The sequence below is a fragment of the Streptomyces sp. NPDC102514 genome (assembly GCF_055584525.1).
Genome location: NZ_JBVJLW010000012.1, coordinates 97,251 through 115,810 on the forward strand (window position 1 = coordinate 97,251; position 18,560 = coordinate 115,810).

Sequence of the window (18,560 nt, forward strand, 5' to 3'; positions counted from 1 at the left end):
GCAGACTTGGAACACGTAAACAACGAATTTCATCGATCACACCTTGCGGAACTGTCGAGCCCTCGTGCACAGTGAGCGCGTGGCCAGTCGAAGCGCAGACCCCAGGGATCCCCGGGACTCCCGTGAGTCCAGGAGCGGCACCCCCCAGCTGGATGCCGTCTCCCTCGGCATCATCGAGCAGCTCCAGGAGGACGGCCGCCGGCCGTACGCAGCGATAGGCAAGGCCGTGGGCCTTTCCGAGGCGGCCGTGCGCCAGCGCGTCCAGAAGCTGCTCGACCAGGGCGTGATGCAGATCGTCGCGGTCACGGACCCGCTCACCGTGGGCTTCCGCAGACAGGCGATGGTCGGCATCAACGCCGACGGCGACCTGGAACCGGTCGCGGACGCGCTGACCGCCATGCCGGAGGTCGAGTACGTGGTGATGACCGCGGGCTCCTTCGACATCCTCGCCGAGATCGTCTGCGAGGACGACGACCACCTGCTGGACGTCATCAACAAACGCATCCGGATCCTGCCCGGCGTGCGCTCCACCGAGAGCTTCGTCTACCTCAAGCTCAAGAAGCAGACCTACATGTGGGGAACCCGATAGCCGTGACTGCCAAGGACCTCAGCCGCACCGCGTACGACCACCTGTGGATGCACTTCACCCGCATGTCCTCGTACGAGAACGCGCCCGTCCCCACGATCGTCCGTGGCGAGGGGACCTACATCTACGACGACAAGGGCAAGCGCTACCTCGACGGTCTGGCCGGTCTGTTCGTGGTCCAGGCGGGCCACGGCCGTGCCGAACTGGCCGAGACGGCCGCCAGGCAGGCCCAGGAACTGGCCTTCTTCCCGATCTGGTCGTACGCCCACCCGAAGGCCGTCGAGCTGGCCGAGCGCCTCGCGCACCACGCTCCCGGCGACCTGAACAAGGTCTTCTTCACCACCGGTGGCGGCGAGGCCGTGGAGACGGCGTGGAAGCTCGCCAAGCAGTACTTCAAGCTGCAGGGCAAGCCGACCAAGTACAAGGTCATCTCGCGCGCGGTCGCCTACCACGGCACCCCGCAGGGCGCCCTGTCCATCACGGGCCTGCCCGCCCTGAAGGCCCCGTTCGAGCCGCTGGTCCCCGGCGCGCACAAGGTCGCGAACACCAACATCTACCGCGCGCCCGCGTTCCTCGACAACGGCTCCGGCGTCTCCCCCGAGGCCTTCGGCCGCTGGGCCGCCGACCAGATCGAGGAGCAGATCCTCATGGAGGGCCCGGAGACGGTCGCCGCCGTCTTCCTTGAGCCCGTGCAGAACGCCGGCGGCTGCTTCCCGCCGCCGCCCGGCTACTTCCAGCGGGTGCGCGAGATCTGCGACCAGTACGACGTACTGCTCGTCTCGGACGAGGTCATCTGCGCCTTCGGCCGCCTCGGCACGATGTTCGCCTGCGACAAGTTCGACTACGTACCGGACATGATCACCTGCGCCAAGGGCATGACCTCGGGCTACTCCCCGATCGGCGCCTGCATCATCTCGGACCGCCTCGCCGAGCCGTTCTACAAGGGCGACAACACCTTCCTGCACGGCTACACCTTCGGCGGTCACCCCGTGTCGGCCGCCGTCGGCCTCGCGAACCTCGACATCTTCGAGCGCGAGAAGCTCAACGAGCACGTCCTGGCGAACGAGGGCGCGTTCCTCTCCACCCTCCAGAAGCTGCACGACCTGCCGATCGTCGGCGACGTCCGCGGCAACGGCTTCTTCTACGGCATCGAGCTGGTGAAGGACAAGGCCACCAAGGAGACCTTCACGGACGAGGAGTCGGAGCGCGTGCTCTACGGCTTCGTCTCCAAGAAGCTCTTCGAGTACGGCCTCTACTGCCGCGCCGACGACCGCGGTGACCCGGTCATCCAGCTGTCGCCGCCGCTGGTCTCCGACCAGTCGACGTTCGACGAGATCGAGGGGATCGTCCGCCAGGTGCTGACGGAGGCCTGGGCGAAGCTGTGAGCTGAACCTTTGAGCTGAACAAGTGATCAACACCGGCCCCGGTGCCGCCCGTTCGAGTGAGAATGCGCGCCCCGGGGCCGCGTGCTGTCCGGCCTCCGGGCCCCGACTCCCTAGCGTGCCCAGTGACCGATCGGCCCTGCCTTCGTTCCCCCGACCGGGGGACCCGGTGACCTTCCGAGGACGCCCGGGCAGCGCAAATCAGATCTGAAGAGGTGTACGCGATGGCGGCTCCGCCGGACAACGACGTGCTCTGGGCACGTGCCCTGCACGTCAAGCACAACGGCTCACCCGCACTCTCCGGCGTCTCGATCGGGGTTCGCGAGGGCGAGATCCTCGCCGTCGGCGGCCCGCGCGGCAGCGGCAAGACGACCCTCCTGCAGTGCCTGTCGGGACAGCTCCTGGCACAGCAGGGCGAGGTCTGGTTCAACAGCACGCCCGTCCACACCATGAGCCCGACGAACCGCGAACGGCTGCGCCGCGACCGGTTCGGCTGGATCGACCCGGCACCGGTCCTCGTCCCCGAGCTGACCGCCTGGGAGAACGCCGCCCTGCTCCTGATGCTGCGCGGGGTGAGCCGCCGCCGGGCCAAGACCGCCGCGCTGGAGTGGCTGGACCGCCTCGACGTCGGCGGCTGCGCCCGCAAGCGCCCGTACGCCCTGCTCCAGTCGGAGCGCCAGCGGGTGGCCATCGCCCGCGCCCTGGCGCCCGCGCCGAGCGTGATCTTCGCCGACGAGCCCACCGCGCCGCTGCACCGCGCCGACCGCGCGCAGGTGCTGCGCACGCTCACCGCGGCGGCCCGTTCGCACGGGATCACGGTCGTGCTGGCCACGCACGACGCGGACACCGCGGCGCTCGCCGACCGCACGGTGTCGCTGCTCGACGGGCGGCGCGTGAACACGGTCCATCTGCCACCGGTCGCGGACCCACCCGAGCAGGCCGGGGCGACCGGGCCCGCCGAGACGGAAGGCCGGGCCGCGTGCTCGCTCTCCGCCTAGTCCGCGGGGCCAACCCCGCCGTCCAGTTCCGCCGGCTCCTCGTCGCCGCGGCGTCCGCGGGCACCGGCTTCCTGCTCCTGTGCACCCTGGGATACGCGCTGGGGCACCCCGACGCGTCCACGGCGGCCGTGCTCCGGCTCGCCTGGTGCCTCGCGCCGATCGCGGCCACCGTGCAGTTCGCGGTCGCCGTCGCCCGGACCGACCCGGCCACCCGCCCCCGGGCCGGGCTCGCGGCGATCGGTCTGGGACCCGGGCAGCTGATGATCCTGGCGGCCGTGTCCACCGCGGTGTCCTGCACGCTGGGCTCGATGGTCGCCCTGCTGTTCTTCCTGCACCTGCGCGGCGGCCTGACGGGCCTGCCCTTCGACGGCGAGGCGGCCGGGTTCCTCGCCGCGAACCAGCCGCTGCCCCTGCCCGCCACGCTCACGCTGCTGGCCCTGGTACCGGTCCTCGCGTCCGCGGCCGGCGCGCTGGTACTGCGCCCGAGGGGCCCGCTCCCCACGGCGGGCGGACGCCCGACCCGCCTGGGCGGCTTCGGCGGCTACGGCCGCTCCACGGACCGCATCGGCTCCAGCACATACGGCCGCTTCGGCTCCCACCCGAACAACGACACACAGCCACCTCCGGCCCCGAAAGGGGCGCGGGGAACTGCGCGAGCAACCCTCACGGACCCGCAGAATCCCGACAACCCCACCCCGGAAGGGGCGCGGGGAACTGCGCGACAGGCCCCCACCGGCCCGCAGACTCCCCACGACGCCAACCACCCCCACCCCCACCCCCTCCCCACCCCCACCGGCCTCCCCTGGGGCGCAGCCGTACTGGCCGCAGGCCTGGCCGTGGAGGCATACGCGGGCAGGAGCACCCACGAGGGCCCCGCACTACCGGGCGGCCTCACAGGAGGCCCCTTCGGCGTACTCGTCGGCTGGGCCCTCACCGCACTGGGCCTCGCACTCGCCGGCCCCGCCCTCACCCACCTCTGCGGCCGACTCCTCCAGTCCGTACGGCCGAGCGCCACACGCCTGCTCGCCGGACGCGTGCTCATGGAGGAGGCGACCCGCATCGGCCGTCCGCTCGGCGTGGTGTGCGCGGTGGCGTCGGGCACGTACGCCATGGCCGTGCTCTACAGCGGTACGCGCCCCGGCATCGGCCCCCTCACCACCCTCGGCCTGCTGCTCGTCGCCGGGTGCGCCCTGGCGACGCTGCTGACGGCCGCCGTCGAGGCGAGGGACGCGCGCGCCGACACCACCGCGGCCCTGCTGCGGATCGGCGCGCCCGCCTCGACGCTGCGCGCCGCCGCCGCCCTCCGCGCCGGGGCCCTGATCGTCGTCCTCACCCCTCTGACCTGGGCGATCGCGGAGCTGGCGGCCATGCCACTGGTCCGCTGACCCGGCGTACGCAGACGGGCCGATCACGTGATCCACCGCGTGATCGAGCGCCCGTACGAAAAAGATTCGCGCGGACCGATGACTTTTCGGCGGGCTCCCGGTCTGACCCTCCGAACAGCAACTCACCCGACGGAGGACCTCCCATGTACCAGCAGATGATCTTCGTGAACCTCGCCGTGAACGACGTGGACGTGTCCAAGAAGTTCTTCTCGGAGCTCGGCTACACGATCAACGCGCAGTTCTCGGACGAGAACTGCGCGTCCGTCGTCATCAGCGACACGATCGTCGCGATGCTGCTGAACAAGCAGCGCTACGCGGACTTCACGAAGAAGGAGATCGCGGACTCGACGAAGACCAGCGAGGTGCTGCTGTGTCTGAGCGCCGAGAGCCGCGAGAAGGTCGACGAACTGGTCGACAAGGCGATCGCGGTGGGCGGCTCGGCGAGCGGCGAGACCCAGGACCACGGGGTCATGTACGGGCGCGCCTTCGACGACCCGGACGGCCACACCTGGGAGGTCATGTGGATGGACCCGTCCGTCGTCCAGGGCTGAATCCCCCGCCCACGCTCCCGTACGCGCCCTTGTCCGCGCCCCCGTCCGCGCGCCCGTCCGCGTCCGAAGGGGTCACCGCCGAACGGGCGGCGCTCGAACAGCCCGTGCTTACATGGGCGGGTGCAGACGAGCCCCGCCCATGTGGCCCATCACAACGACCGTGAGATCGAGACGCTGGAGGAGTTCGATGCGACCGTCTCGGCCCGCGGCACCCTCACCGGCTTCCGCGTCCAGGCCGTCGATCTGACGGATCGTACGAAAGAGCTGCTGGCCAGCGACACCGCGGGCGCCGTCTTCCTGGGCTGCCCGATGCGGGACAGCGCGGCGGCGAAGATCCGGGCCGACGGCGCGCTGGTCTTCCCGCCCCTGCCCGGTGTGCCGTTCGACCCGTACCGCGGCCACCTCTACACGCCCGACGAGCTGTTCCGCTCCCTCGACAAGGGGTACGAGGCGACGCCGGACGCGGTCGCGTACGACTGGTTCCAGCGGACCCGGGCCGACGGGGACGTCTACGCGTCGATGCTCCGCTCGATCCACGACGACGCCGTCTCCGACGCCCTCGACGAACTCCTGCGCGGGGCGCGCGTGGTGGGCGTGATGGGCGGCCACGCACTGGCCCGCGGCACGGACGCGTACGGGGACGCGGCCAGGCTGGGCCGCGCGCTCGCCCGCGCCGGGTTCACGGTGGCGACCGGCGGCGGCCCCGGCGCGATGGAGGCGGCCAACCTCGGCGCGTACGCGGCCCCGTACCGCGACGGCATGCTGGACGAGGCGTGCGAACTCCTCGGCAAGGCGCCGTCGTTCGTGCCGTCGGTGACCGACTGGGCGCGCGCCGCCTTCGAGGTGCGCGAGCGGTGGCCGAAAGGCAACGCCTCCGTCGGCATCCCCACCTGGTTCTACGGGCACGAGCCGCCGAACGCCTTCGCCTCCCACATAGCCAAGTACTTCGCCAACGCCACCCGCGAGGACGGCCTGCTGGCCCGCTCGAACGCGGGCGTGGTCTTCCTGCCCGGCGCCGCCGGGACGGTCCAGGAGATCTTCGACAACACGACCCCCAACTACTACGGGTCACGCGGCGAACCCACCCCCATGGTCCTGGTGGACCGCGCCCACTGGACGCAGCGGCTGCCCGCCTGGCCGCTCCTCCAAGCCCTCGCCCGCGACCGCCCGATGGAGTCCCGCATCGCGCTGGTGGACCGGATCGAGGAGGCCCCGGAGGCCCTCGACCGCCTGTCGCGTGTAAATGAAACCTAAAAGCCAAGGGGCAAGACGGACACACGGATTGACAACCGCGGACGGTGCCCAATAAACCTGTGAGGCGTCTGGGATTGCTGTTTCTCAGTAGCTCCCATCAACCCCCCTCATTTTGTGCATCCCGTGAAGGGCAATCGTGTCCATATCTCGCCGTACCGCACGTTCTGTGCGCATTCTCGGAGTTGCCTCCGCCTCGGCCGCGCTCACGCTCGGTCTCGCCGGCAACGCGCTCGCCTGCAACATCAGCGAGTTCTCGGCCGTCGCCAAGTGCGACGGTACGAAGGGCATCATCAGCGTCACCGACAAGGACCCGTCGGGCGTCAAGGCCACGGTCAGTGTCTTCCTCCAGTCGAACGGTGCCGACGCGAAGCTCGTCGGTGAGCAGGAGGTCAAGGGCACGCGCGAGGGCGTGACCATCGACTTCGCCGAGGACTGGAAGCCGAACGCGACGTACCGCGTGCACGTCAAGGCCGGCAACCAGGTCGACGAGGACATCAAGGAGAACCTCGTCACCCCGTCCGAGGGTTGCGAGTCCCCGGAGACCACCCCTCCGGCGACCCCGAAGCCCTCGGAGAAGCCCTCCGAGCCGGCTGAGGAGCCCTCGGAGCCCGCCGAGTCCCCGGAGCCGTCCGAGTCGGAGTCCACTCCGGCCGCGTCGACCGGTGACAACGCCCCGTCCCCCGCGGGTGACTCGAACCTCGCCGAGACCGGTTCCAGCTCCAACACCGGTGCGATCGCCGGCATAGCGGCCGCGCTCGTGGCGGCCGGCGCCGGCGTGATGTTCGCGCTCCGCCGCCGAGGCGCAGCAAAGACCCGCTGACCCACCAGTAGTGGCCCGCCCCTTCACCAGTTCAGAGGGGACGGGCCACTACTGCGTCCGGGACCACCGAGGGCCGCCCTCGGGGACGCTCCCGGGGCCGCGGGCAACGGCGCAGGCTCGGCTTGTTACTCCCAGGGCCGCGGGCCACGGCGCAGGCTTGACTTGTCGCTCTCAGGGGCGCGGGGAACGGCGCAATCCTTCGCCTTCAGACGCACAGGGACCGGCACAACCCACCAGGGGCGCGGGGAACGGCGCAATCTTTTGTCTTTCAGGGGCGCGGGGAACGGCGCAGGCTTGTCGCCTTCAGGGGCGCGGGGAACGGCGCGACCGGCCCCCACCGACCCGCAGGTCGAGTCCCCCGGCCCCACGGACCGCCCACGCGTCCACCTCCGCACCCGGCGCGAGCCGAACGCCCTGGACGACGGGCCCATCCTCCCAGGCCCCCACAACACCCACCCAGCCCCCGACGGGCACATCCTGAGCGGCACCCGAGCGCCACCACGGACCACACATCAGCAGGCCCCCGGAAGGTCCGCGCGCCCGAGCACGACAACGTCGGCCGCGTCGAAGGCCACCCCCACTTCCTCCCCCACCCCCGGCGCGTCCCGCAACGCACACGCCGCCTCCAACCGCGGCGCCCCCTCCGCCTGCAGCTGCACGGCGACATGCGTGCCCCGGAAGGTCCGCGCGGCCACCGCGCACCGCAGCCCCTCCGCGACCGGTACGAGCCGTACCCCCGCGGGCCGGACGAGCAGCGTGACCTCACCCTGCGGAGTTCCCGAAGGCACCGGCAGCTTGCCCCAGGGCGTGGCCGCGGCCTCCCCGGAGACGGTCGCCCCGGTCACGTTCTCGAAGCCGAGGAAGCGGGCCACGAACTCGTCGGCCGGCCGCTGCCAGACCTCAAGCGGCGTACCGGACTGGGCGATCCGCCCGTCCCGCATCACGACGACCCGGTCGGCGAGCGCGAAGGCCTCGCCCTGGTCGTGGGTGACCGCGAGCACGGTGGTGCCCAATTCGCCGAAGAGTTCGCGCAGTTCTACCACCAGCCGTTCACGCAGCGAGCGGTCCAGCTGGCCGAGCGGTTCGTCGAGCATGAGCAGCCGGGGCCGCGGAGCCAGCGCACGGGCGAGCGCGACCCGCTGCTGTTCGCCCCCGGAGAGGGAGGCGACGGCCCTCCCCTGCGCGCCCGGCAGCCCCACGAGCGCCAGCAACTCCCCCACCCTGACTGCCTGTCGCTGCTTCGACTCCCCGTGCATCCGCAGCCCGAAGGCCACGTTTCCAGCCACATCGCGCTGCGGGAACAGCTGATGGTCCTGGAACATCAGGCCGACCCCCCGCTTGTGCGCGGGCACCCCGTCGAGGTCGCGGCCGTCCAGGAACACCCGCCCGTCGTCGAGATGCTGCAGCCCGGCGACCGCCCTCAGCAGCGTCGACTTGCCGCTGCCGCTGGGCCCGAGGACGCACACGATCTCGTGCTCGGCGACATCGAGCCCGACGTCGTCGAGCACGGCCCGCCCTGCGAACCGTACGGTCGCCCCATCCAGTTCGAGCATCGTCAGAACTCTCCCGTCCGGTCGGAGCGAAGGTCGGTGCGAAGGCGTTCGAGGACCAGCAGCGCCACCGCGCACACGAGCATCAAGAGGGTCGACAGGGCCATGGCCTGCCCGTAGTTGAGGTCCCCGGCCCGCCCGAGCAGCCGCGCCACGGCGACCGGCAGCGTCGGGTTGTCGGGCCGTGCGATGAAGACGGTCGCGCCGAACTCGCCCAGCGACACCGCGAACGCGAACCCGGCCGCGATCAGCAGCGCCCGCCGCACCATCGGCAGGTCGACCTCGCGCCACACCCGCCAGGGCGAGGCCCCGAGCACCGCCGCGGCCTCGCGCAGCCGTCCGTCGACCGCGCGCAGCACCGGCAGCATGGTCCGTACGACGAAGGGGACGCCCACCAGCGCCTGCGCGAGCGGCACCAGGATCCAGGTGCTCCGCAGGTCGAGGGGCGGCTCGTCGAGCGCGATGAGGAAGCCGAAGCCGACGGTCACGGCGGAGACGCCGAGCGGCAGCATGAGCAGCGCGTCGAAGCCGCGGACGAGACGTCCGAGCCGTCCGGTGTCCCGCCGGGTGAGCGCGGCGGCGGCGAGTCCGCCGATCAGCAGGGCGATGGCGGTCGCGGCGAGGGCGTACCGCAGCGAGTTGCCGACGGCGTCGATGGGCGGGACGAGGAAGAGGCTGCCCTCGTTGCGGGTGAGCGCCTTGTAGTAGCCGAAGCCGGGGGCGTCGAGCGAGCGCTCGACCAGGACGGCCAGCGGCAGCACGAGCAGGACGGCGATGGAGCCGAGGACTCCCGCGAGCAGCGCCCACTGCCCCGCCCCGTACGGCCGTCGTGCGGTCGTGGCCGCGTCCACCAGCCGCAGGGCCGTCTCCCGCCGCCGTACGGTCCGGGCGTGGACGGCGAGGATCGCGCCGACCGCGACGAACTGGACGAGCGTCAGCACGGCGGCCGTGGAGAGGTCGAAGATCTCCGAGGTCTGCCGGTAGATCTCGACTTCGAGCGTGGAGAAGGTGGGGCCGCCGAGGATCTGCACGACGCCGAAGGAGGTGAAGGTGAAGAGGAACACCATGAGCGCGGCGGCGGCGACGGCCGGGCCGAGCGCCGGGAGGGTCACCCTGCGCCAGGCCGCGAACCGGGAGGCGCCGAGCACCCTGGCGGCCTCCTCCTGCCGCGGGTCGAGCTGCGACCAGAGGCCGCCGACCGTGCGGACGACGACCGCGTAGTTGAAGAAGACGTGCGCGAGCAGGATGGCCCAGACGGTGGTGTCCAGGCGTACGCCCCACAGCTCGTCCAGGAGCCCGCCGCGCCCGAGCAGTGCCAGGAAGGCCGTTCCCACGACGACCGTCGGCAGCACGAACGGCACGGTGACGACGGCCCGCAGGATCTGCTTGCCCCTGAACTCGAAGCGCGCGAAGACGTACGCGCCGGGGAGTGCGACCAGCAGGGTGAGCGCGGTCGAGGCGAGCGCCTGCCAGGTCGTGAACCACAGGACGTGCCGGATGTCGGACTGTCCGAGCACGTCCGCGATCCGCCCGAACCGCCAGACCCCGTCGACCTTCAGCCCGCGGACGGTGATCGCGACGACCGGATAGGCGAAGAAGACCCCGAAGAACGCGGCGGGCACGACCATGAGCCCGAGCCGTGCCACGCTCCCCCGGCGCGCAGACCGCGCAGACCGGGGGCGCGCGCGGGGCTCTACTTCAGTACGAGCGAGGTCCATGACTTGACCCACTCGTCACGGTTGTCGGCGATCCTGGCGGGGTCCAGGGTCTCGGGGTTCGCGGCGGCGGGACCGTACTGCGTGAACGCGTCGGGCACCTTGGCGCCCTCGATCACCGGGTAGACGAACATGTTGAGCGGCATGTCCTCCTGGAACTGCTTGCCGACCAGGAAGTCGATGAGCGCCTTGCCGCCCTCGGTGTTCTTCGCGTTGCTGAGCAGGCCCGCGTACTCGACCTGGCGGAAGCAGGTGCCGTCCGCGACTCCGGTCGGCGCGGTCTTCGGCTTGGGGTCGGCGTAGATGACCTCGGCGGGTGGCGAGGAGGCGTACGAGACGACGAGCGGCCGGTCGCCCTTGGCCTTCTTGCCGCCGGCGGACCCGGAGAACTCCTCGTTGTAGGCCTGCTCCCAGCCGTCGACGACCTTCACGCCGTTGGCCTTGAGCTTCTTCCAGTAGCCCTCCCAGCCCTTGTCGCCGTACTCGGCAGCGGTGCCGAGCAGGAAACCGAGGCCGGGCGAGGAGGTCGAGGCGTTCTCGGTGACGAGGAGATCCTTGTACGCGGGCTTGATCAGATCGTCGAACGACGTCGGCACGGCCAGCTTGTGCTCGCTGAACCAGGCCTTGTCGTAGTTGACGCAGATGTCTCCGGAGTCGATGGGCGTGACCCGGTGCTTGTCCTGGTCGACCCGGTACCGGGCCTGGATGCCGTCCGCGCCCTTGGCCTCGTACGACTGGAACAGTCCGTTGTCGAGGGCGCGGGAGAGCAGGGTGTTGTCGACGCCGAAGAAGACGTCTCCCTGCGGGTTGTCCTTGGTGAGGATCGCCTTGTTGACGGCCTGCCCGGCGTCGCCGTCCTTGAGGACCCGGACCTTGTACCCGGACTCCTTCTCGAACGCCTTCAGTACGGCCTTGGTGTAGGCGAAGGAGTCATGGCTGACGAGGGTGACGGTCTTGGAGCCGGAGCCCCCGTCGCCGTCCCCGGAGTCGGACGAGCCGCAGGCGCCGAGCGCGGCGAGGCCGAGACCGGTGGCCGCGACCACGGCGGTGATCCTGAAGGTGCTGCTCTTGGTGCTCACTCGATTCCTCCTGGGTTGACCAGGAAGAGACGCGGCCCTGCCCGGGACCTCGAACGGATCCCGGGCAGGGCGCAACAGCTTGAGTAGTGACCGAACTTCCTACCCAGAATGACCTGGGCGAGGTTCAGAGGGTCTGCGGGCTGTCCCGCACTCTCAGCGCTGTGGCGCTCCCCTGTCGGAATATGAAGATGTCGTCATACGAAGATGCCGTCGTGCGAAAATGCCGTCGTACGAAAATGCCGTCGTACGGAATGTCCGTACGCCTCGCCAGACTACCGCTCGGTGGCCGCGAGCTGTCCGCACGCCCCGTCGATCTCCTGACCACGGGTGTCCCGGACGGTGACGGGCACTCCATGGGCCGCGATCGCCTCGACGAACGCCTTCTCGTCCTCGGGCCGCGAGGCGGTCCACTTGGAGCCGGGCGTCGGGTTCAGCGGGATCAGGTTCACATGCACCGGCTTGCCCTTGAGCATCCGCCCGAGCCGGTCACCGCGCCACGCCTGGTCGTTGATGTCCCGGATGAGCGCGTACTCGATGGAGAGCCGGCGCCCCGACCTGGCCGCGTACTCCCAGCCCGCGTCCAGCACTTCCCGTACCTTCCACCGCGTGTTGACCGGTACGAGGGTGTCGCGCAGCTCGTCGTCCGGTGCGTGCAGGGAGATGGCGAGACGGCACTTGAAGCCCTCGTCGGCGAACCGGTTGATGGCGGGCACCAGACCGACGGTCGACACGGTGATCCCGCGCTGCGAGAGCCCGAGCCCGTCCGGCTCCGGGTCGGTGAGGGCACGGATGGACTGGACGACCCGCTTGTAGTTGGCGAGCGGCTCGCCCATGCCCATGAAGACGATGTTGCTGAGCCGCGCCGGGCCGCCGGGGATCTCCCCGTCGCGCAGCGCCCGCATGCCGTCGACGATCTGGTGCACGATCTCGCCGGTCGACAGGTTCCGGTCGAGACCGGCCTGTCCCGTCGCGCAGAACGGGCAGTTCATCCCGCAGCCGGCCTGTGAGCTGATGCACATGGTGACCCGGTCCGGGTAGCGCATCAGCACGGACTCGACGAGCGTGCCGTCGAAGAGCCGCCAGAGGGTCTTGCGGGTGGTGTCGTCATCGGTGGACAGATGCCGCACGACCGTCATCAGCTCGGGCAGCAGGGCTTCCTGCAGCTTGGCGCGCGAGCCGGCAGGGATGTCGGTCCACTGCTCGGGGTCGTGCGCGAACCGCGAGAAGTAGTGCTGCGAGAGCTGTTTGGCACGAAACGGCTTCTCCCCGACCGCGGCAACGGCCTCTTTACGCTCGGCAGGCGTGAGATCGGCAAGGTGCCGCGGCGGCTTCTTGGCTCCGCGGGGGGCGACGAATGTGAGTTCTCCGGGCTTAGGCATGGCTGTACCAGTGTCGCAGATCGATTCGTGTGACCTGCGGCCGTCGGCCCCGGGGGCGGTCGTTGACGGTCGTTGTCGGTCGTCGTTGGCCCCCCTCAGACGGCCCACAGACGGCCCAGCAACGGGCAGGTGACCTGGGACGACGCATAACCTGAGAGTCTCGCATCTGGTACCACGGGGTCCGTTGTAACGGGCCGCATCGATCCTCTCCTCCTGGCCTGCGGCTAACCGACCAGCGCCTCATGGGGAAGACCTGGAGAGGCACGAGATTCGTAGAGACCAAGCTATGACGAGCCGGACTTCGTGGAGGACGTTGCCCCGTCGAGCTCCGGGCGTTCGCTCACAAAATTGCAATGTCACGGACAGACGTACCTCAAGTGCGGTACCGGTGGAGAATGACCGACCCCGCGCCGCCGACTCGCCAATGGGCCGAGTGTTCCCAAACCGAAGAAATCGCGGATAGCTTTTCTCTGTGCCAAGGCGAAGTTGTCGAGCCTTACACGAAATGCCTTTCGCATCTTTCAGCAAACGAACGTGGCAGGCATTTCAATTCCATGCACGAGCGACCCAGAGTGAGCTATCAAGGAACGACGATCGATGCGGATCTTTTCCGGCACATCACTTCCGTTCTCAGCATGGGAAGAACTCAAGCTAGCTTCCATAACTGCAAATTCACCGGCGACGTCACAAGAATGACGGGGGTCTTCCGAAATCACATCTCATTTACGTCATCAGAGTTTGAAGGAGTGTCCATGTTCGACGAGGTCGAGTTCCTCGGGGGCGTTGATTTCAGCGCAGCCCACTTCAGGAATTCGGCGATTTTCGGTCAAGTAAAATTTCACGAGGGCGCCTCATTCGACGGGGCGAAGTTCTCGGACTGGGCAAACTTCGAGGATGCAACTTTCACCAAAGACGCTTTTTTCGAAGACGCACATTTCAAGAAGGCGAACTTCGACGGGGCTCGTTTTCTGGATTGGGCCCTATTCGAGAGAGCGGAATTCACCACAGAGGCGTCCTTCCATAGGGCAACTTTCCAGAATGCCGCCATATTCAAGGGCGTCACCTTCAACGGCGTCGTCGAGTTCAACGAATCAGAGTTCCTAAGGGCTGCCAACTTCCGGGATGTCAAAGCGAGTGTCGATGCGATTTTTGATGGTGCACGATTCGCAGAGATTTCGAGGTTCGGTCCAATCCAATGCGAACAACTTTTGGATCTATCACACACACATTTCGAGCATCCAGTCCTGATCATCGTGGATGCGAGCAAGATACGCCTACGGCATACCCTGTTCGGTTCGCATGCCTCACTTCAAGTGGCGCGGGCCAGCATAGACCTGACACATGCGATTCTTAATCAGCCAGTCGATGTCATTGGGGCGCCCTCGACCATAAACTTCAGAACTGGCGCCATTACGTCAATCGCATCGCTGACATCACTTAGAGGTGTCGACTGTGCAATGTTGACCGTCGCGAGCCTCTCGCTTACGGAGTGCACCTTCAGCGGAGCAATCCATCTCGACCAACTGCGCCTTGAAGGTCGCTGGCATTTCAACCGGAGCCCTCACCGCTTCTCTATAATGCCGCCGTTTCGTCACACGAGCCGCCAAGTCATCGAAGAGGAACGACGTCGGCGTGCCCTTTCGGGCAGAATCTCATCTCACCACATCTGGGGTGGCGGGCCAATAGATAGAGTCGTTCCTCGGTACGACGCATTGGCGATAATTTATCGGCAACTACGGAAGTCGCGCGAGGACGCAAAGGATGAGCCCGGCGCCGCAGACTTCTATTACGGGGAAATGGAGATGAGGCGCCTCAGCCGCAAATGGAGTGCATCCGAGCGTTGGCTGCTGCAACTGTACTGGCTTCTATCGGGCTACGGGCTACGTGCGTCGCGCGCGCTAGGGTGGCTCCTCCTAGCGATGCTGACCACCATTTTAGCCATGATGGCATTTGGATTGCCTCAGGAATCGTCGAAACAGCAGGCTACCGGCATAGTCCCGCCGAACGGGGGGAAGGTTACTTTCGAGATCGATAAAACAGATGTGAAGAACCCCAACGACGAATGGTTCACTTCCGAACGGTACGAGAAATCACTAAAGGTCACCCTCAATTCAGTCGTTTTCCGCTCCAGCGGTCAGGAGCTCACTACCGCTGGCGACTACATCGAAATGGCCTCCCGCTTCTCTGAACCGGTTCTCCTAGGTCTCGTTGCGCTTTCCGTTCGTGGGCGGCTAAAGAGATAACGGAAATTTTTGGAGATGACTGCCTAGGCGGGACGAGGCCCCGACGTCACGCCCCTCGCACTTGCTCTCTCGAAAGCCGCCCGAGGCACTGTTTGAAGTTGGGACCCGGACAGTTTGTCCGGGTCCCTCATTCTCGCGGCATGCACGCTGTGAGGACTGATGCCAAGCCACGGCGTCAGCTACCCGCTCAGGCACTGGCTCTGTACCGTGAAATCAGCCCCACCACCACCAGGAGGCAACACGCAATGCGTGGTCTCGGAGATCACCTCAGCATCGGCGAGCGGATCGCGTTCTACCGCAAGCGCCGCGGCTACACGCAAGAGGTTCTGGCTGGGCTGGTCGGCTATAGCACCGACTGGTTGGCGAAGATCGAAACGGGTCGCCGGAAGCCACCCCGCATCGACATGCTCGGGGAACTGTCGCGCATCCTGCGCGTTCCCCTCGGGGATCTACTAGGTCAGACCGTACTCATGGAGGACGAGAGGCAGCACGACGACGTTCCGGCCGTGCGCGACGCGCTCATGAGCCCGCGCCGACTGTCTCGTCTGCTCTTTGGCCCTGAGGCCGAGGTGCAGCTCCCTATGCCCGCGCCTGTGGCCGTGCGGGTGGAGCATGCATGGAACGACTACCAGGGCGGGCGACTCGGCAGCGTCATCGCCGCACTGCCCGCGCTTCTCCAGACCGCACAGGAACTGGAGGAGCGAGCGGCACGGCGCGGGGAGGACCGTAGCGACTGCTGGGCAGTATCAGCCCGTACCCACCACCTCGCAGCGACAACGCTCGCGAAGATCGGCGAATCGGACATCTCATGGCTCGCTGCCGAGCGCGCGATGCGTGCCGCGGACGAGTCGGACGACCCGCTTGTACTGGCATCGGCCGCACGTTCCGGCACGCATGCCTTGCTGGCCAACGGTCGGTACGACGACGCATTGGAGCTGGGCAACACCGCCGCCGTGTGGCTGTCCTCTCGGGTGTCCGACAACGATCCCGCGGCGCTGAGTCTGCTGGGGATGATCCACCTCCGGGCGGCCGTGGCCGCGGCACGCCATCAGGACCGGCCGACTGCAACGGGTCTGTTGGACCGAGCCGAGGAACTCGCGGATGACCTCGGCTCGGATGAAAACTACTGGCAGACCGGCTTCGGGCCCACGAACGTCCTGCTTCACCGGTTGTCCATTGAACTGGATCTCGACAACGTGTCGTACGTGGTGGATCACGGCCGGATCAATGTCGACCACATGCCGCAGGAACGCAGCGTGTCGCACCGAATCGACTTCGCGCGTGCCCTGTCGCTCAGCGGACAAGGCGATGAGGCATTCACGGAACTCCGAACCGCTGAGCGCACATCACCGCAGCTCGTACGCAACAATCCCAGGGTGCGTGAGACGCTGCGAGACCTGATCAAGCAGTCTCCGGTATCGGGTGGCTCACGTTCGTCCGAGGTGTTCGTCATGGCTCAACGGTGCAGGGCGGTGCAGTGAGCGCAGGCAAGCGCGGGGTGCTGGGAGTCGTCGGTTCAGCGGCCGGAGGTGTGGAGGCACTGCGCACCGGCCTGGTCGAGCCCGCGATGGACCGTGGTTGGCAAGTAGCCGTCACACTGACGCCGACCGCAGGCCAGTGGCTACGGCTGAGCGGCGAGGCCGAGCGGCTGGAGAAGCTGACCGGCCTCCCCGTGCGCGATGAGCCGCGATTGCCCGGGGAGGCCCGACCGCACCCGCTGGTTGACTGCTACGTGGTGGCCCCGGCATCGGCCAACATGGTCGCCAAGCTCGCGACCGGCCTGATGGACAACCAGGCACTGACGCAAGTGGGCGAGGCTATCGGCACTCTCGGTTTGCCTGTCGTCGTCTTCCCTCGGGTGAATGCGGCGCACGCTCGCCACCCGGCGTGGCAGCGCCACATCGACACCCTTCGAGCCGGAGGCGTGCACGTTGTCCAGGGCCCGGACGTATGGCCGCTGTACGAGCCGCGGGAAGCGCCGGCGGGGCGGGGCCTCCCATGGGCGACCGTACTCGACACGGTCGATGAGGCCAGCCGATGACGGATCGTCAACTTCCCTGACCTGCAAGGAAAGAGGGCCCGGACAGACTGTCCGGGTCCTCTGCCGTTCCCGGCTACATGCTCATTGGCATGTCAGGGATCAATGAGCGAAGCGGCGAGCCGGAAGGCATAACTCCTGCTGAACTCGCGCTCATCAAGGCGAGTTTGAGTGAGGCGCGCGTCAAGGTCGAACAACTACTGAGGCGCGCGGACGAACTCACGGCGAGGGTGGAGTCTCGCTGCCCACAAGCCGCTCAAGCCGGTCCAGACGCTCCCCCAGCAAGTGGAGGGCGTCATGGATCGTGCTGAGTTCTGCCGCCAAAGCGCTGAATGCTGGGCTGCTTCCGGGCTCCGTGCCGAGAGGCACGGCAGGGTCACGGACGAACGTTCCGCGGCCCTGCTGAGTGAGAACCAGCCCCTCGTCACGAAGCTGACCGAACGCGCTCTGCACAGTCATGAGCTGCACGCCAAGTTCCTTGGCGAGTTTGCGAGCGGCTGGGAGCTGGTCCCCCGGCTCGTACTCGCGATCGGAACCCGCGATCTTCTCGCGGAACTCCGCCGCAATCTCCTTGGCCGTGGGCGTCTGCCTGGGCGCTTCGGGGCTCTGGTCCATGACATTGAGAGTAACCGGACCTAGGTCAATCTCTGATCCTTCTCCGCACCCTCTTGACAGCCAGATTGACCTAGGTCAATCTAGAGCCACAGCAGCACGGCGAGCTCGGAAGGGCTTCACCCGCTGTGTTCACAACTGCTTGACCTGCACGAACGCCCGGAGAGCCCCGTGAAACGGGCTCGAAGGAAGCGATGGATCTTTGACAACTCAACAGAGTGCCGACCCAGCCACCTGTACACGGGTGGTCGATGGGTGCGGGTCACCATCCCGACCGCCCATGTCGGGCCGGGTGACCTGCCCGGATCCACCCCTCGGGGTGGTGACCGGCATTGCCTGATCTGAAGTCCGCAGCACCTTCGCGAGGGTCCGTCCCTCGCCTCCATCGACTCAGCGGCCGAACGCCGCTGCCGGTTGCCTCCCCTGGTCGTCTCGCACGAACAGGGCTGAGGGGAGCCGGAACATCCCTTCGCTTTTCTGGGAGTCATCATGACCGCAACGCTCATCGCCGTACTGGGCACGCTCGCCGGAACCGTCGTCGCCGGATTCATGCAGCACCTGACCACGACCCGCACCGCCCGTACGGCCACCGCTGAGCAGCGCCGTAAGGCGCTCGCCGAAGCGATACCGGCGCTGCTCGCCGCGCTGGTCGGCCACCGCGAACAGCAGTACCTGAAGATCGTGGCCCGCCGGGAAGGACAGGCCGACACGAGCGAGACGCGCCAAGCCCGGTACGCGGCCCGCTCGGCTGTCACCAGCGCCATGGACACCCTGTTCATGGCCACGCCGGACAGTCACCTTCTCGCCCTCGCTCAGGAAGCGGTCGACGCCGCGATGGCCCTGGGCGACGCGCCTGCCGAGGAGCTGGACGCAGCAGGCCTTCGAGCCCGCCAGGCACACACAGCGCTCCGCACCGCGGGTGCCCGACACGTCTACGCCTGACCGCACCGCACCACCGCCCCTTCTGA

General features: G+C 68.0%; 16 protein-coding genes. 11 read left to right on the forward strand and 5 right to left on the reverse strand.

Annotated features, from left to right (window positions below; genetic code table 11):
• Positions 1-64: 64 nt before the first annotated feature.
• The 7 genes from ACZ60E_RS27940 to ACZ60E_RS27970 all read left to right on the forward strand — a co-directional run bounded on the left by ACZ60E_RS27940 (position 65) and on the right by ACZ60E_RS27970 (position 6,976).
• On the forward strand, positions 65-589 hold the full coding sequence (locus ACZ60E_RS27940) for an Lrp/AsnC family transcriptional regulator (protein ID WP_107021782.1): 525 nt from the start codon (positions 65-67) through the stop codon (positions 587-589).
• Positions 574-1,971 (forward strand): aspartate aminotransferase family protein, encoded by a 1,398-nt coding sequence (locus tag ACZ60E_RS27945; RefSeq protein WP_384813452.1) that lies wholly within the window; start codon positions 574-576, stop codon positions 1,969-1,971. The genes ACZ60E_RS27940 and ACZ60E_RS27945 overlap by 16 nt, the downstream gene beginning before the upstream one ends.
• Before the next feature lie 221 nt (positions 1,972-2,192).
• Positions 2,193-2,966, forward strand: a complete 774-nt coding sequence (locus ACZ60E_RS27950; protein ID WP_384813449.1) for an ABC transporter ATP-binding protein — start codon at positions 2,193-2,195, stop codon at positions 2,964-2,966.
• Complete coding sequence (locus ACZ60E_RS27955) at positions 2,948-4,351, forward strand: hypothetical protein (RefSeq protein WP_469444015.1); 1,404 nt, start codon at positions 2,948-2,950, stop codon at positions 4,349-4,351. Before ACZ60E_RS27950 ends, ACZ60E_RS27955 begins: the two co-directional genes overlap by 19 nt.
• A 143-nt stretch (positions 4,352-4,494) precedes the next feature.
• A complete protein-coding gene (locus tag ACZ60E_RS27960; protein ID WP_384813444.1) occupies positions 4,495-4,902 on the forward strand; it encodes a VOC family protein in 408 nt (135 codons plus the stop codon).
• Positions 4,903-5,022: 120 nt separating this feature from the next.
• A complete protein-coding gene (locus ACZ60E_RS27965) occupies positions 5,023-6,156 on the forward strand; it encodes an LOG family protein (protein WP_469444017.1) in 1,134 nt (377 codons plus the stop codon).
• A 166-nt stretch (positions 6,157-6,322) separates the two neighbouring features.
• Positions 6,323-6,976, forward strand: a complete 654-nt coding sequence (locus ACZ60E_RS27970; protein ID WP_384813439.1) for an LAETG motif-containing sortase-dependent surface protein — start codon at positions 6,323-6,325, stop codon at positions 6,974-6,976.
• Positions 6,977-7,488: 512 nt separating this feature from the next.
• Here ACZ60E_RS27970 and ACZ60E_RS27975 read toward each other — a convergent pair.
• The 4 genes from ACZ60E_RS27975 to rlmN form a co-directional block, all read right to left on the reverse strand.
• On the reverse strand, positions 7,489-8,529 hold the full coding sequence (locus ACZ60E_RS27975) for an ABC transporter ATP-binding protein (protein WP_384813436.1): 1,041 nt from the start codon (positions 8,527-8,529) through the stop codon (positions 7,489-7,491).
• Positions 8,530-8,531: 2 nt separating this feature from the next.
• Positions 8,532-10,244: an ABC transporter permease gene (locus ACZ60E_RS27980; protein WP_384813433.1), complete on the reverse strand. Its 1,713-nt coding sequence runs from the start codon at positions 10,242-10,244 to the stop codon at positions 8,532-8,534.
• A complete protein-coding gene (locus ACZ60E_RS27985; protein WP_453795477.1) occupies positions 10,220-11,320 on the reverse strand; it encodes a thiamine ABC transporter substrate-binding protein in 1,101 nt (366 codons plus the stop codon). Before ACZ60E_RS27985 ends, ACZ60E_RS27980 begins: the two co-directional genes overlap by 25 nt.
• 272 nt (positions 11,321-11,592) lie before the next feature.
• A complete protein-coding gene (gene rlmN, locus ACZ60E_RS27990; RefSeq protein WP_107021791.1) occupies positions 11,593-12,699 on the reverse strand; it encodes a dual-specificity RNA methyltransferase RlmN in 1,107 nt (368 codons plus the stop codon).
• Between the two features lie 395 nt (positions 12,700-13,094).
• Here rlmN and ACZ60E_RS27995 point away from each other — a divergent pair, with 395 nt between their 5' ends.
• From ACZ60E_RS27995 to ACZ60E_RS28005, 3 genes are all read left to right on the forward strand, one after another.
• The gene (locus ACZ60E_RS27995; protein ID WP_469444021.1) at positions 13,095-14,942 is read left to right on the forward strand and encodes a pentapeptide repeat-containing protein; all 1,848 of its coding nucleotides are present in this window, start codon (positions 13,095-13,097) and stop codon (positions 14,940-14,942) included.
• A 245-nt stretch (positions 14,943-15,187) separates the two neighbouring features.
• Positions 15,188-16,423 (forward strand): helix-turn-helix domain-containing protein, encoded by a 1,236-nt coding sequence (locus ACZ60E_RS28000; RefSeq protein WP_469444022.1) that lies wholly within the window; start codon positions 15,188-15,190, stop codon positions 16,421-16,423.
• Complete coding sequence (locus ACZ60E_RS28005) at positions 16,420-16,983, forward strand: flavoprotein (protein WP_469444024.1); 564 nt, start codon at positions 16,420-16,422, stop codon at positions 16,981-16,983. The genes ACZ60E_RS28000 and ACZ60E_RS28005 overlap by 4 nt, the downstream gene beginning before the upstream one ends.
• Positions 16,984-17,199: 216 nt before the next feature.
• On the opposite strand, the gene ACZ60E_RS28010 is transcribed toward ACZ60E_RS28005, so the two are convergent.
• Positions 17,200-17,595 (reverse strand): GntR family transcriptional regulator, encoded by a 396-nt coding sequence (locus ACZ60E_RS28010; protein ID WP_469444026.1) that lies wholly within the window; start codon positions 17,593-17,595, stop codon positions 17,200-17,202.
• A gap of 486 nt (positions 17,596-18,081) precedes the next feature.
• On the opposite strand from ACZ60E_RS28010, the gene ACZ60E_RS28015 reads away from it, so the two are divergent.
• Entirely contained in the window at positions 18,082-18,534 is a 453-nt protein-coding gene (locus ACZ60E_RS28015) for a hypothetical protein (protein ID WP_469444028.1), read from the forward strand.
• Positions 18,535-18,560 lie beyond the last annotated feature (26 nt).